General features: G+C 20.1%; 9 protein-coding genes, 2 tRNA genes and 2 pseudogenes. 1 reads left to right on the forward strand and 12 read right to left on the reverse strand.

The features are described 5' to 3' along the window. Nucleotides 1-92 precede the first annotated feature (92 nt). Nucleotides 93-1,709: a glucose-6-phosphate isomerase gene (pgi, locus tag GJT95_RS01510; protein ID WP_169786015.1), complete on the forward strand. Its 1,617-nt coding sequence runs from the start codon at nt 93-95 to the stop codon at nt 1,707-1,709. Between the two features lie 131 nt (nt 1,710-1,840). On the opposite strand, the gene GJT95_RS01515 is transcribed toward pgi, so the two are convergent. The 12 genes and pseudogenes from GJT95_RS01515 to GJT95_RS01570 all read right to left on the reverse strand — a co-directional run bounded on the left by GJT95_RS01515 (nt 1,841) and on the right by GJT95_RS01570 (nt 15,769). Further along, complete coding sequence (locus GJT95_RS01515; RefSeq protein ID WP_169786016.1) at nt 1,841-3,538, reverse strand: DEAD/DEAH box helicase; 1,698 nt, start codon at nt 3,536-3,538, stop codon at nt 1,841-1,843. 248 nt (nt 3,539-3,786) lie between these two features. Next, nucleotides 3,787-5,883: a polyribonucleotide nucleotidyltransferase gene (gene pnp / locus GJT95_RS01520; RefSeq protein ID WP_169786017.1), complete on the reverse strand. Its 2,097-nt coding sequence runs from the start codon at nt 5,881-5,883 to the stop codon at nt 3,787-3,789. An 86-nt stretch (nt 5,884-5,969) separates the two neighbouring features. Next, nucleotides 5,970-6,239 carry a 30S ribosomal protein S15 gene (rpsO, locus tag GJT95_RS01525; RefSeq protein WP_169786018.1) on the reverse strand — a complete coding sequence of 90 codons (270 nt, stop codon included), beginning with the start codon at nt 6,237-6,239 and terminating at the stop codon, nt 5,970-5,972. Between the two features lie 30 nt (nt 6,240-6,269). Next, nucleotides 6,270-7,223 carry a tRNA pseudouridine(55) synthase TruB gene (gene truB / locus GJT95_RS01530; protein WP_169786019.1) on the reverse strand — a complete coding sequence of 318 codons (954 nt, stop codon included), beginning with the start codon at nt 7,221-7,223 and terminating at the stop codon, nt 6,270-6,272. Between the two features lie 48 nt (nt 7,224-7,271). After that, nucleotides 7,272-7,613 carry a 30S ribosome-binding factor RbfA gene (gene rbfA / locus GJT95_RS01535; RefSeq protein ID WP_169786020.1) on the reverse strand — a complete coding sequence of 114 codons (342 nt, stop codon included), beginning with the start codon at nt 7,611-7,613 and terminating at the stop codon, nt 7,272-7,274. 39 nt (nt 7,614-7,652) lie between these two features. Next, entirely contained in the window at nt 7,653-10,061 is a 2,409-nt protein-coding gene (gene infB, locus GJT95_RS01540; RefSeq protein WP_169786021.1) for a translation initiation factor IF-2, read from the reverse strand. 244 nt (nt 10,062-10,305) lie between these two features. Further along, nucleotides 10,306-11,583 (reverse strand): annotated as a pseudogene (nusA, locus tag GJT95_RS01545) (transcription termination factor NusA); the annotation flags it as partial. 192 nt (nt 11,584-11,775) lie between these two features. After that, nucleotides 11,776-11,852 (reverse strand) — tRNA-Met (locus GJT95_RS01550). A 60-nt stretch (nt 11,853-11,912) separates the two neighbouring features. Then, nucleotides 11,913-11,998, reverse strand: a tRNA-Leu gene (locus tag GJT95_RS01555). A gap of 10 nt (nt 11,999-12,008) precedes the next feature. Continuing rightward, on the reverse strand, nt 12,009-12,278 hold the full coding sequence (secG, locus tag GJT95_RS01560; RefSeq protein ID WP_169786023.1) for a preprotein translocase subunit SecG: 270 nt from the start codon (nt 12,276-12,278) through the stop codon (nt 12,009-12,011). Between the two features lie 998 nt (nt 12,279-13,276). Then, nucleotides 13,277-15,100, reverse strand: a pseudogene (gene ftsH / locus GJT95_RS01565) (ATP-dependent zinc metalloprotease FtsH); the annotation flags it as partial. Nucleotides 15,101-15,136: 36 nt separating this feature from the next. After that, the gene (locus tag GJT95_RS01570; RefSeq protein WP_169786025.1) at nt 15,137-15,769 is read right to left on the reverse strand and encodes an RlmE family RNA methyltransferase; all 633 of its coding nucleotides are present in this window, start codon (nt 15,767-15,769) and stop codon (nt 15,137-15,139) included. Between the last annotated feature and the right edge of the window lie 5 nt (nt 15,770-15,774).

Consider the following 15,774-nt stretch of genomic DNA (forward strand, 5'->3'; position numbering starts at 1 on the left):
ATATTTTATCATAAATAAAATAAAAATTGAATTTTTAAAGAAATAAAAAAATATGATATAATTTTTTACCTAAAAAATTATTGTTTTATTATATGAAAAATATTAATCCTACTAAAACTTTTTCTTGGAAAAAATTACAAAATCATGTAAAAGAAATGAAAAAAATAACTATTTATGATCTATTTCAAATAGATAATAATAGATTTGAAAATTTTTCTATTAATTTTGAAAATATTATTCTTTTTGATTATTCAAAAAATATTATTAATAAAAAAACTATATATTATTTATTAAATTTAGCTAAAGAAACTAAATGTATTGATGCTATTCATGAAATGTTTTATGGGGAAAAAATTAATATAACAGAAAATAAGTCTGTTTTACATACAGCTTTAAGAAATAATAGCATTGATTTCTTTTTAAGAGATCATCAAATTTATAATAATATAAATAAAACTTTAAAAAAAATAAAAAATATTTCTAATAAAATTATATCAGGAGAATGGAAAGGTTTTACTGATAAAAAAATTAAAAATATTGTAAATATAGGAATAGGTGGTTCTCACTTAGGTCCATTAATGATTACAGAATCATTAAAAAATTATAAAAACAAATTAAATTTATTTTTTTTATCTAATGTTGATGCTAATCAATTAATTAATATTATTAATAAAATTAAACCAGAAGAAAGTATATTTATTATTGCATCAAAAACTTTTAATACATTAGAAACAATTACTAATGCTTTAAGTATAAAAAAATGGTTTATTAAAAATATTAATATAAATTTTAATAAAGATATTTTTTCTAAACATTTTATTGCTGTTACAAATAATATTAATGCGGCAATAAAATTCGGTATAAATGAAAATAATATTTTATCATTACTGTCTGAAATAGGTGGACGTTTTTCTCTATGGTCTTCTATTGGATTAATAATATCTTTGTCTATTGGATTTGATAATTTTTATCAATTATTACAAGGAGCATATAAAATGGATAATCACTTTTTTTATTCTCCTATAGATAAAAATATTCCTGTTATTATGGCATTAATTAATATTTGGTATAGTAATTTTTGGGATACAGAAACAGAAGCTATAATAGCTTATAATGATAATATGTGTTTTTTACCATTATATTTGCAACAATTAAATATGGAATCTAATGGTAAATCTATAGATAGAAATGGAGAAAAAATAAAATATCAAACTAGCCCCATTATATGGGGTGATGTAGGAACTAATGGACAACATTCATTTTTTCAAATGTTACATCAAGGAACTAAATTAATACCATGTGATTTTATAGCTTCTGCTATACCTAATTATAATAATTATAAAAATCATCATGTTCAACTTATTGCTAATTATATTGCACAAACAAAAGCATTAGCATTTGGTAATATAAAAGAATATAATTGTAAAAAAAATATATATTATTGTTGTTATGGTAATAGACCTAGTAATTCTATTTTTTTAAAAAAAATTAATCCCTATAATTTAGGAATGTTGATTGCATATTATGAACATAAAATTTTTATACAAGGAGTAATTTTAAATATATTTTCTTTTGATCAATGGGGTGTAGAATTAGGGAAAAAAATTACTCATTCTTTAATAAAAGAAATTAAAATAAATAATTATGCAATAAGTAAAAATGATTATTCATCTAAAGGATTAATTAATTTTTATAAGTATTTTAATTAAAATTTTTATAATAATTATATCTAAATAATTCTCTATTAAACAATAAATGTATATATTATACGATTATAATATATATATTTATTTATAAATTTTATTTACTTATAATACTAATTTTTTAATTTGTTATTATTTTATTTATATTTATTTTTAAAATTAAATTTAGTATTTTTATAAAATTTTTTAGATTTATTTATTAACTCAAAATTAATATTTTTATTGATAATTCGAATATTTTTAGAATTTTGTAAAAATTTTTTTCTTCTTAAAGAAGAAAGTTCAATAATAGAATAATCAGAAAATAATTTTATATTTCCTATATCTTTGCTATCGATTTGAAATTCATTAATAGTAGCTCCAACTATATGACGTATTTCAATTTTATCTTTTTTGCCTATATTTATACGGTAAACATCCATTTTATTAGAATATTTTTTATGTTTTTGAAAATATTTATTTTTAACAATAAAGTTTTTTTTATAAAATATTTTTCTTATACTTGTTTTAGTAGGATCTGGAGGTAATACTAAAGGTTTTTTAAATTGAGATAATTTTAATAAAATTGCTATTAAAATTTCTTGATCTATTTTATTTTTAGTTATTATTGTTGATATAATATTTTGATATTGAATCAAATCTTTTTTTTTTATAAAATTTATTTCTTTTTTTATTTTAAAAATAAATTTTTCTAACCTTTTTTGGCATAAAAGGTTAGAATTGGGTAAAAAAACTTCATTAATATTACATTTTATTTTAAATTGAATATTTTTAAGAAATCTTTTTTCTCTATATTCAATAAATGTTAAAGATTTACCTTGTCTTCCTGCACGTCCAGTTCTCCCAATACGATGAATATAAGACTCAATATCCATTGGTATATCATAGTTTATAACTAAATTAATTCTATCTACATCTAATCCTCTTGCGGCGATATCAGTAGCAATTAATATATCTAAATTACCATTTCTAAATCTTTCTAATGTTTGTTCTCTATTACGTTGATTCATATCTCCATTTAATGCTGCACTATTATAATCATATTGTTTTAATATATCAGCAATTTCAATTGTTGAAGTTTTAGTTTTAACAAAAATTAAAACTGCATCGTAATTTTCAGTTTCTAAAAATTTCATTAAAGCTTCTATTTTATTACCATATATAAACCAATAAGTTTGTTTTATATCTGGTATAGTTTTAATATTTGTTTTTATAATAATTTCATATGGATGAATCATAAAATTTTTAGTAATATTTTTGATTTTTTGTGGCATTGTTGCTGAAAATAATGAAGTTTGATGGTGTTTTGGTATTGTTATTAATATTTTTTCAACATCTTCAATGAAACCCATTCTTAACATTTCATCTGCTTCATCTATTACTAAACTAGTTAATTGAGATAAATTAACAGTTTTTCTTTTAATATGATCTAATAGACGACCTGGAGTAGCTATAATAATTTGTGTTCCTAAACGTAAATTTTTTAATTGTATTTGATATGATTGTCCCCCATATAATGCTAAAATATTAATACCTTTTATATATTTTGAAAATAAAGAAACTGTTTCAGATACTTGTATTGCTAATTCTCTTGTTGGTGTTAAGATTAATATTTGTGTTTTTTTTACAGATAAATTTATATTATTTAATAAAGGTAATATAAAAGCTGCAGTTTTACCACTACCAGTTTGAGCTATTCCTAAAACATCTTTTTTTAATAATAAATGTGGAATACATTTTTTTTGTATAGGAGAAGGATTTAAATATCCTATATCATGTAAAGCTTTTAAAAGAAACTTATTTAAACCAAAATTAGAAAAAGTAATATTCGTCATATAATATACATTCCTTATAAATATATTTTAAAATTTTAAAATTAGTAATTAATAGATTAGAAAATTAATATTTAAATTGTAATTATGTTTTTAATAGTAATTAAACATAATTACAAATATTTAAATTACTCAATGTAAATTATAATTTAATAATTGAGTTTTATAAACTATTATATTTATAAAACTTGTTTTTAAAATAACAAATTTATTAAAATAATTTATATAATTTTTAAAAATATTTTTATATACTAAATTTTATTTATAGCAGCTTTTATACTTAATCTTATTCTTCCATGTTTATCAATTTCCATAACCTTAACAAATACATTTTGTAAAACTTGTAAGTAATCACTTACTTTACTAACATGTTTATTAGTAATTTGAGAAATATGAACTAATCCTTCTTTTCCATTACCTATAGATATAAAAGCACCAAAATCAACAATACGTATTACTTTACCATTATAAATTTGTCCAACAATAATATCAGCTGTAATTTCTTCTATTCTACGAATTGCAAATTTTATTTTTTCATTATTTTTAGCTGCAATTTTAACAATTCCACTATCTTCTATTTCAATAATTGTATCAGTTTCTTCTGTTAGTGCTCTAATAACAGAACCACCTTTTCCTATCATGTCTTTAATTTTTTCCGGATTAATTTTTAATGTGTGAATTCTTGGTGCAAATTCTGAAATATTTTTTCTTGGATTAGCAATAGCTTGTTTCATTACTTCTAAAATATGTAATCTAGCTAATTTTGCTTGAAATAGAGCTAATTTTATAATTTTATAAGTTATTCCTTCTATTTTCATATCCATTTGCAATGCTGTAATTCCATTATTAGTACCTGCAACTTTAAAATCCATATCACCTAAATAATCCTCATCACCTAAAATATCTGATAGTATTATAAAATTATTATTTTCTTTAATTAATCCCATAGCTATACCAGCTACAGCATTTTTTATAGGAATACCTGCATCCATCATAGCTAAAGAAGCTCCACAAACAGAAGCCATAGAAGATGAACCATTAGATTCTGTAATTTCAGATACTATACGAATAGTATAAGGAAATTGGCTAACATCAGGCATAACTGGTATTAAAGATTTTTTAGCTAAATTACCATGACCTATTTCACGTCTTTTAGGAGATCCTAATATTCCAATTTCACCAACAGAATAAGAAGGAAAATTATAATGAAATAAGAAATTATCTGTTCTATTATTTATTAAATCATCTAATGATTGAGCATCTCGAGTTGTTCCTAATGTAGCTGTAACTAATGCTTGTGTTTCTCCTCTTGTAAAAAGAGCTGAACCATGTGTCCTAGGTAAAATACCTATACGTACATCTAAACTGCGTATCATATCATGTTCACGCCCATCAATTCTAAGATTATTTTTTATAATATTTTTACGAACTATTTTTTTTTCTAATTCATAAAAAATTTCATTTAAATATTGCATTGAAATATTTTCATATTTCTTTTCTTCTTTAATTAATTCAAAAACTTCTATTTTTATAGAATCAATTTTGTTAATTCTATTTTGTTTTTCTTGAATATTATATGCTTTTACTAATTTTTTTTTAGATAAAAAAATGATTTTTTGTTTAAGCTTTTCATTTATAGGAGATAAAATCCATTCATAAGATTTTTTTTTTACTTCAGAAGATAATTTAACAATATTATCAATTAATATCTGTTGTTGATTATAACCAAATATAATTGCATCTAATATTTGTTCTTCAGTTAAAAGATAAGATTTAGCTTCTACCATTAAAATAGCTTTTTTAGTACTAGATATAATTAAATCTAATGAACTATTTTTCATTTCTTTAACATTAGGATTTAATATATATTTATTTTTAATAAAACCTATACGTGCAGTACCAAATGTTCCATTAAATGGAATACCAGATAAATTTAAAACAGCAGATGCACCAATAATAGCAACAATATCTGGATTAATTTCTGGATTTACAGACATAACAGTTGCTATAATTTGAATTTCATTTAAAAACCCTTTTTTAAATAAAGGTCTTATAGGACGATCAATTAAACGAGAAATTAAAATTTCATTTTCACTAGGACGGCCTTCTCTACGAAAAAAATTTCCAGGAATACGGCCAGCAGCATATGATTTTTCTTGATAATGCACTGATAAAGGGAAAAAATTTTGTTCTTGTTTAATTTTATTATCTACAACTAAAGTAACGAAAACAGCTGTATCATCAATACTTACCATTACAGCAGATGTTGCTTGTCTAGCTATCATTCCTGTTTCTATAGTTACAGTATTATTACCATAACGAAATCTATGAATAATCGGGTTTAACAAAATAAATATCCTTTCAATAAATTTTTATATTAAAAATATCAATTAATTATAAATTTATAAAGTATATAGATATAATTAAAATTTATTTATTTTCTTAACCCTAAATTTTCAATTAATATGTTATAACTTTTAAATTTTTTTCTTTTAAAATAATTTAATAATTTTCTACGTTGTGATATCATACGTAGAAGGCCTCTACGACTATGGTAATCTTTTTTGTGTACAATAAAATGTTTTTGTAAATAATTAATTTTAGATGTTAATAAAGCTATTTGTACTTGTGTAGATCCTTTATCCTTAATATTAATTTGATATTTTTGTATGATTTTTATTTTTTTTTCTATATTTAAATACATAATTAACTCCATTTATATTTTATATATAAATTAATAAAATTTTTTTATAGAATTCATTAATTTACATTTTATAATATAACCTTTATTATTAATTTGACATATGCCTATAAAATTAAGAATTTTTTTTTCAAAAATCTGAAATTTTGTTTTATCTATTATAGATGTTAATTTAATTTTTTTACCATTTATTATTTTTTTTATTAATAAATTTGATAAATATAATTTAGGTATATGACATATAATATAATTAATAGGTAATAATAATTTCTTTATTAAAAGAATACTTAATTTATGATTTTTATAATTCATAATTAATATTTTTAATTGTTCTAATGTTATAACATTTTTATGTAAAATTGAAATATGTGATATTGCTATTCTTCGTAATTTAATTACATGAGCTCCACAATTTAGTTGATCTCCTAAATCATCAATAATACTACGAATATATGTTCCTTTTGAACAATTAATTTGTAACTTTATTTTATTTTGATAAAAATTTAGTAATTTAATTTGATATATTTTAATAGTTTTTTTTTTTAAATTAGTAATATTAATTCCTGCTCTAGCATATTTATATAAAGGAATACCTTTATATTTAATTGCAGAATACATAGGAGGTTTTTGTTTACTTTCTCCTTTAAATAAATTGATTTTTTTTAAAATTTCTTCTATAGTTAAATTAACATTTTTTTTTTTTATAATAGAACCATATTTATCTGCAGTATTTGTTTTTTCTCCTAAAAGAGCTGTAACTAAATATGTTTTATTTTTATTTACTAAATATTGACTAAATTTAGTATATTCTCCAAAACAAATAGGTAGTAATCCACTAGCTAAAGGATCTAAAGTTCCAATATATCCAGCTTTTTTAGCATTAAAAATAATTTTAACATATTGAAGAATTTTATTTGATGTAACACCAATAGATTTATCAAGTAATAATAAACCATTTATATTTTGTTTTTTTATTATTTTTAACATTTTTTGTCAAAAAATTATAATTACTAATTAATTATTATAGTTTATTTTTTATTTTATATTATTTAATATATTATTAATATAATTACCTTCTTTTAAAGAATGATCTAAAACAAATTTTAATTTAGGTATTTTACGTAATTTTATTTTTTTTTGAAGTATATATCTAATATATTCTGTTATTTTATTTAAAATAAATAATGATTTTTTTTTATTTTGAAATTCTTCTTTATATGATAAAATTACAAAAATTTTTGCATATGAAAAATCTCGAGATAATATTATATCAGTAATAGTAGTAAATTTATTTATTCTTATATCATTGAGATCATTTTGTAATATTTTTGCTATTTGTTTTTTTAATTCATATGCAATTCTTAAATTGCGATACAATAAACAACTCCTATATAAATTTAATTAAAAATTAAAAAATTATTTTTTTATGGTTTCAGTTTTTTCAAAAATTTCTATTTTATCTCCTATATATATATTATTAAAATTTTTAATACTAATACCACATTCCATGCCATTACGTACTTCATGTACACTTTCTTTAAATCTTCTTAAAGAATCTATAATACCTTCATGAATCATTTGATTATTTCTAAATAATTTTATTAGATTATTACGTTTAATTAATCCATATGTTACTATACATCCGGCTATAACACCGATTTTAGGAATAGTAAAAATACTTCTAACTTCTGCGTTTCCTAAAATTAATTCTTTATATTTAGGCATTAAAAGATTTTGTATATATTTTTTCATATAATTAATTAAATCATAAATTATTGTAAAAAACATAACTTTAATATATTTTATTTTTGTTAAATTTCTTATAATATTATTTTGTTTTATATTGAATCCAATAATAATAATATGTTTAGAAGAATTAGTTATTACTAATGAAATATCTGTTTCATTTATTTCTCCAATACCACAATGAATAACTTTTATATTAATTTTATCATTAGATAAATTTAATAATGTATTTTTAATAGCTTCTAAAGATCCTTGAGTATCACTTTTAATTAGTAAAATTATTTCGTAAATATTTTTTTTATTTAAATTTAAAAATAATTTTTGAAATTGTTTTTGTTTATGGGCTAATTTTACTTCACGTAATTTATTTTTTCTATATAGTGCTATTTCTTTAGCTTGTTTTTCATTATTTACAACTATAAAATTATCTCCAGCATATGGTAATTCGGATAAACCTAAAATTTTAATAGGAGTCGAAGGTCCAGCATATAATTTTTTTGATCCTTTATAATTTATTAAACATTTTATTTTACCATAAGTACAACCACATAATACTATATCACCTTTTTTTAACATTCCTTCTTTTATTAAGACATTAGCTATTGGTCCTTTTCCTTTTTCTAAAAAGGATTCAATTACTATTCCTCTCGCTATGCCTTTATTAATAGCTTTTAATTCTAACATTTCTGTTTGTAATAAAATAATTTTTAATAATTTATTTATACCTTCTCCTGTTTTAGCAGAAATTTTAACAAATATATTTCTTCCTCCCCATTCCTCAGAAATAATATTATATCGACTTAATTCATTTTTTATTTTTTCAAAGTTTGAAATCTTTTTATCAATTTTATTAATTGCAACTATAATAGGTACTTTCATTGCTTTAGCATGTTGTATAGCTTCTATAGTTTGTGGCATAACACCATCATCAATAGCAATTACTAATAATATGATATCTGTAATTTGCACTCCTCTTAATCTCATAGAGATAAAAGATTCATGGCCAGGAGTATCAAAAAATACTATTTTTTTATTATTAAAAACTATTTCATATGCATCTATATTTTGTGTAATTCCACCTGCTTCTTTAGCAGCAACATTACTTGAACAAATATAATCTAATAATGAAGTTTTTCCATGATCAACATGTCCTATAATTGTTACAATAGGTGATCTAATAATAGGTGTACTATTTAAATCAGTATTATTGATTAGTGATTGTTCTATATCATTTTCATGATGTAATATAACTTTATGACCCATTTCTTCTGCAATTAACTGAGCTGTTTCTTGATCTAATAATTGATTTATGTCAGAATATTTTTCACCCATATTTATCATAACTTTTATCAATTCTGAACTTTTAACTGCCATTTTATTAGATAATTCAATTATACTAATTGTTTCATTAATAATAATATTACGATTAATATTTTTAATTGGTTTATTAAAATTTTGATATAATTTAAATTTTTTTTTTTTATATTTATTAAAGATAATTTTTTTATTATTTTCTTTAGAATTTTTATAATTTTTATTATATTTTTTTTTATTATATATATTTTTTTTAAAAAAATTTTTATCTGTATTTTTATGATTTAAATTTTTATTATAAAAAATTTTTTTTTTATTTAACTTTATACTTTTTTTTTTTTTATAATCTATATTATTTTTAATAATATTTATTTTTTTATAATTATGTTTATGAGAAGATATTAAAAATTTTTTTTTTTTTGTTTTTAAAACATTAAATGTTTTAGTTTTATATGGTTCTTTAGTGTAATTTTTTTTATCTAAAAATAATAATTTATTTTTATTATTATTATTAATTAATATTTTTTTTTGTTTAATTTTTTTTAAATTTGTAACATTATTATTATTTTTTTGTATATTTAAAAATTCTAATTTATTAGAATTTTTATTTTTTAAATATGTTAAAAGTTTTTTTTTTTCTTCTTTATTAATTATATCATTTTCTAATTTAGAAATACCTGTATTAGAAAAATATTGAATTATTTTTTTAACTGAAATTTTAATTTCATTAGCTAATGATTTTATAGTTATAACAGCATCTATCATGCTGCTTACTCCTCTATTTTAAAATTAATTACGTACTATTTTTTTTAAACCAACAAATATTTTTTGTAAACATAATTATTTTTTCTATTTTTATTTGAAATAAATTATTTTATTAGAATATATCTTTAATACTTTATTTAGCTAAGTTTTTAATAGTTAAAATATTTTTATTTATTAGATAATTAAATAATTTATCGTTTATTTTTTTAATTTTAATAAATTTTCTTAAATTCATTATTTATACTTTTTTTTTTAAATTTAAATTAGTATATATTTTTTTTGCTAATTCTTGTATTTTTTTAAGATCATTAATTTTTAAATTAAATTTATTAGTTATATCAGATAACATATCTATGGGAATTAATATTAATTCTTTAATAGAAGATATTTTACCTTTTTCAACTATTATTTTTGATAGTTCATATTTAATATTTAAATGTGTTACAAACATTTTTATAAGATTATTTTGTTCTTTTTTATATTTATGATATAAATCATTTTTTGTCATAACATTTAATTCCCATCCACTTAATTGAGATGCTAAACGAATGTTTTGTCCATTTTTTCCTATAGCCTTAGCTAAATTATTTTTTTCTACAGCAATATTTATCATATGTTTTTTTTTATCTAAAATAATAGATGATATATCTGCAGGTGACATAGCATTAATAACAAATTTTTTTGGATCAGAATCCCATAATATGATATCGATACGTTCTCCATTTAATTCATTAGAAACAGCTTGAACTCTAGCACCTCTCATACCAACACAAGCTCCTACAGGATCTATTCTTTTGTCATTTGTTTTAACAGCTATTTTAGATCTAGAACCAGGGTCTCTAGCTACAGCTTTAATTTCAATTAAACCTTCTCTTATTTCAGGAACTTCAATATTAAATAATTCAATTAGCATTTGTATTTTAGATCTACTTATAAATAATTGTGTTTCTTTTACATTTTCTTTAATATAAAAAAGTAATCCTCTTATTCTATCACCTAGTCTAAAATTTTCTCTTGGTAACATATCAGAACGCAAAATTATAGCATCAGCTCCATGCCCTAAATCTAAGTTTAGATGTCCTCTATTTACTTTTTTTACAATACCATTTAAGATTTTTCCCTCTTTTTTTTTAAATTGAGCAATAGTAACAGCTTTTTTAGCTTCTCTTACTTTATGTACAATAACTTGTTTAGCAGTTTGTGTTGTTATACGGTTAAAATTAATAGACTTAATTTTATCATATATATAATCACCTAAATTAAGAGTATTATCCTCAATACGTGCTGCATCTAGTGTAATTTCTTTAGTAGGATAGTTTACTTTTTTAACTATTAACCATTTTCTAAATGTACTAAAATTACCATTTTTACGATTAATATTAACAAATATTTCTATATCTTGTCCATATTTTTTTTTTGTTGCACTAGCTAAAGCACTTTCCATTACTTCAAATATTTTTTCACGAGGTAAAGATTTTTCATTAGCAACAGCTTCAATAACAGCTAATATTTCTTTATTCATCCTAGTTATCCTTAAATATTAAATTCTTAAAATTAGAAAACTAGATTATATTAAAATAATGTAAATAACATAACTTTACTAAAAGTATCTTTATTATTTTATATAATTTTTTTAAAAAAATTATTTATTTTATTGTATATAAAAAGTAAACATGAAACAAATTTAATAAAGGAATTAATATAACGTTGATATTGGTTGCGGGAGTTGGATTTGAACCAACGACCTTCGGGTTATGAGCCCGACGAGCTACCAAACTGCTCCATCCCGCGTCTTAAAAGATAATATATCATATTATAAAAATACAAATAATGCAATATTAATTTTAATAATACCGAAGACGGGAGTTGAACCCGTAAGCCTAAAATAAGGCACTACCACCTCAAAGTAGCGTGTTTACCAATTTCACCACCTCGGTAAAATATTATTTATATCTTATTTATATTATAAGATGTAATATTATTTTTTCCATATTTTTTTACATTAAAATTGTTTATTATTAAACTAATAATAAAAAATAAAGATGCAAGTAAAATAATACTTCTTGTTAATATTTTATTAGACATATTTGTATTAAAAGGAGATTTTATATCATTTGATGATGCACTGATATCTATTTCATCATTATCTTGAAATAAGATAATGCTAATTAACATAGTTGATACAAAAATAAATAAAATTAATAATAATTTATACATAAAAAACCAAAAAAATATTTTAATCAAATATTATCTAAATGTAATTATATATTAATTTATAGTAATTACAATATAAATTTTAATTTATAATCTTAGTTTTATAATATTTTTTTATATATTGAATACATTAATTTTTAATATTTCATATATAATTAAAATAATTAGTTTAAATTTAATTTTTTTTTAAAAATTTTTATTATTTTAATGGAGATTAAATTTTAATTTTTAAAAAATTAATAATTTATAATTTTTGATTAAAAAAATTAATATTATGATATAAATTTTAATTCTTATTATTTTATTTTTTTATAATTATATAAATGATATTTTACTATAATATAGATTATATCTTATAATTTATTATCTAAATGATTTAATATTATTAATTTATTTTTATTTTAAAATATATAATTTGGAATTTTTTAATTAAAATTTTTTTAAAAATTATTCAATTAGTAGAATTATATTTTTATTTATTTTAAAATAAATTTAAAATATTTTATATTTAATATGATTTTTAGTTAAATTAGGAAAATATAAAAAATTATTTTGTAATATTTAAGTAAAAAAATCAAAATTCAATTTTTTTTTTATTTTCTATAATATTTTTAGTTATGTATTATCTTTATAAAAATTTTTAGATTTTATATTCATAAACATTTAATATTATAATATTTAAATTATTTTTAAATATTTTAAAAATTTATATACTTATCAAAGTAAAGTATTAAATAAATGTAATTTTTGATTAAATCAAAATTTAATCTAATAATACTAGATTTTTTAATCTAAGGTATTAAATGTATAATGTTATTTTATTATTGTGTTTTTAACAAAAAAATTTTCTAAAACAATATTAAACTTTAGTTTAAAATAATAAAAAATTAGATAAGTTTTTTTTAATACATTAAAATATTTATGATATTTCATATTTTATTTCTATTTATATTTTATAAAATATCATAAACTATTTATTTTTAAAAAATATTTTATTTTTTTTTATCCCATTCAGGAGGTCTCACTTCTTTTCTAGCCATTAAGTCATCGACTTGTATTGATCCTATAGTTTCATATTTTATCAGCGTGTCTTTCATTGCATGTAAAATATCAATATTATTTTGTAAAATTTTTAAAGCTCTATCATAATTTTCTTGTATTAAATATTTTACTTCTTGATCAATAATTTTAGCTGTTTCATCAGACATGTGTTTTGCTTTAGTAACTGATCTACCTAAAAAAATTTCACTTTCTTCTTCTAGATATAATAAAGGACCTAATTTTTTAGAAAATCCCCATTGTGTTACCATATTTTTTGCAATATTAGTTGCAATTTTAATATCATTAGCTGAACCTGTTGAAACATATTTTTCACCATAAATAATTTCTTCAGCAATTCTTCCTCCATATAATGTAGAAATTTTACTTTCTAATTGTTGGCGACTAATATGTATTATATCAATTTCAGGTAAAAAAAATGTTATGCCTAATGCTCTTCCTCGAGGAATAATAGTTACTTTATGTACAGGATCATGATCTGGAACTAACCTACCTATAATCGCATGTCCCGCTTCATGATAAGCAATTATTTCTTTTTGTTTTTCTGTCATTACTAAAGAACGTCTTTCTGTACCCATCATAATTTTATCTTTAGCTTTTTCTAATTCTAACATAGAAACAAAATTATTATTTTGGCGGGCTGCTAATAATGCTGCTTCATTTACTAAATTTGCTAAATCAGCTCCTGAAAAACCTGGTGTTCCTCTTGCTAAAATTTTAAGATTTACTTCTTTAGATATAGGAACATTTTTTATATGTATTTTTAATATTTGTTCTCTCCCTCTAATATCAGGTAAACCTACTATTACTTGACGATCAAAACGTCCTGGTCTTAAAAGAGCAGGATCTAATACATCTGGACGATTAGTAGCTGCAATTACAATAACATTTTCATTATTATTAAATCCATCCATTTCTACTAACATTTGATTTAATGTTTGTTCTCTTTCATCATGTCCACCTCCTAATCCTGCACCTCTTTGTCTTCCTACTGCATCTATCTCATCAATAAAAATAATACATGGAGAGGATTTTTTAGCTTGATTAAACATGTCTCTTACTCTGGAAGCACCTACACCTACAAACATTTCTACAAAATCAGAACCTGAAATAGTAAAAAATGGTACTTGTGATTCTCCAGCAATAGCTTTAGCTAATAAAGTTTTTCCAGTTCCAGGAGGACCTATCATTAAAATTCCTTTAGGAATTCTACCTCCTAATTTTTGAAATTTAATAGGTTCTTTTAAATAATCAATTATTTCTTTAACTTCATCTTTAGCTTCATCACATCCAGCTAAATCATTAAATGTAGTTTTTATTTGATCTGGAGTTAACATTTGAGCTTTACTTTTACCAAAAGATAAAGCACCTTTACTACTATTTTGTAATTGACGTATAAAAAATATCCAAATTCCAATTAATAATAACATTGGAAACCATGAAATAAAAATAGATAATAATATACTAGGTTTTTGTAAAGGTTCTCCTAATATTTTAACATTTTTTGAAAATAAAATCTTTAATAAAAATGGATCATATGTTGGTATATATGTAATATAATTACTTCTATCTTTTCTAAAGACATGCATTTGCCTGCCGTTAATACTAATTTTAAGTATTTTATTTTCTCTAACTTCAGATAAAAAAGTTGTATATGAAATTTTTTCTTTTTTATTAAATGAATTTAAATTAATACTCTGGACAGTTGATATGAATATAACTGAAATTGCTAACCAGAGAATTAAATTTTTTGCCATATCTTTCAAAGAGTAACCTCTTATAAATGTATAATATATTTTATATTAATTTTTATATCCTTTTGCAACAATATAAATTTCACTAGATTGAGATCTTGAAGCATTAGGTTTTCTAATTTTTACTGTTTTAAATATAGAATTAATTTTATTATAATATTTATTAAATTCCTTACATTGAAAAAATTTTACTAAAAGAATTCCATTATTTTTTAAATAAGAATAACATAAATTTAATACTGATTCATTTAAATGAAAAATATGTGGTATGTCTATTTCTTTTATACCAGTAATATTAGGAGATAAATCAGACATAATCATATCTACTTTTTTTTTATTAAGTTTTTTAAAAATTTTATTTAAAAAAATAGAATCATATATATTACCTTGATAAAAATCAACATTTTTAATAGAATGCATGGGTAATATATCAAATGCAATAATTTTTCCTTTATTACCAATTTGTGATGAAGCAAAACTTGACCAACCTCCAGGTGAGGAACCTAAATCAATTAATATCATATTTTTTTTAAAAATTTTATCTATTTTTTCTATTTGTTCTAATTTAAACCATGATCTTGATCTAAATTTATTAATATTATTTTTAACTTTTTTTATATAAAAATCTTTAAAATTATTTTTTAACCATAATTTAGATTTTTTATTTTTTTTATATATCATAAAAT

It is taken from the genome of Enterobacteriaceae endosymbiont of Donacia crassipes, from assembly GCF_012569785.1.
GTDB lineage: Bacteria > Pseudomonadota > Gammaproteobacteria > Enterobacterales > Enterobacteriaceae.

What these genes read in the sequence shown, in the direction of transcription:
- pgi (WP_169786015.1), top strand. Translation starts at nt 93, where the DNA reads ATGAAAAATATTAATCCTACTAAAACTTTTTCTTGGAAAAAATTACAA.
- GJT95_RS01515 (WP_169786016.1), bottom strand. Translation starts at nt 3,538, where the DNA reads ATGACGAATATTACTTTTTCTAATTTTGGTTTAAATAAGTTTCTTTTA.
- rpsO (WP_169786018.1), bottom strand. Translation starts at nt 6,239, where the DNA reads ATGTATTTAAATATAGAAAAAAAAATAAAAATCATACAAAAATATCAA.
- truB (WP_169786019.1), bottom strand. Translation starts at nt 7,223, where the DNA reads ATGTTAAAAATAATAAAAAAACAAAATATAAATGGTTTATTATTACTT.
- infB (WP_169786021.1), bottom strand. Translation starts at nt 10,061, where the DNA reads ATGATAGATGCTGTTATAACTATAAAATCATTAGCTAATGAAATTAAA.
- secG (WP_169786023.1), bottom strand. Translation starts at nt 12,278, where the DNA reads ATGTATAAATTATTATTAATTTTATTTATTTTTGTATCAACTATGTTA.
- GJT95_RS01570 (WP_169786025.1), bottom strand. Translation starts at nt 15,769, where the DNA reads ATGATATATAAAAAAAATAAAAAATCTAAATTATGGTTAAAAAATAAT.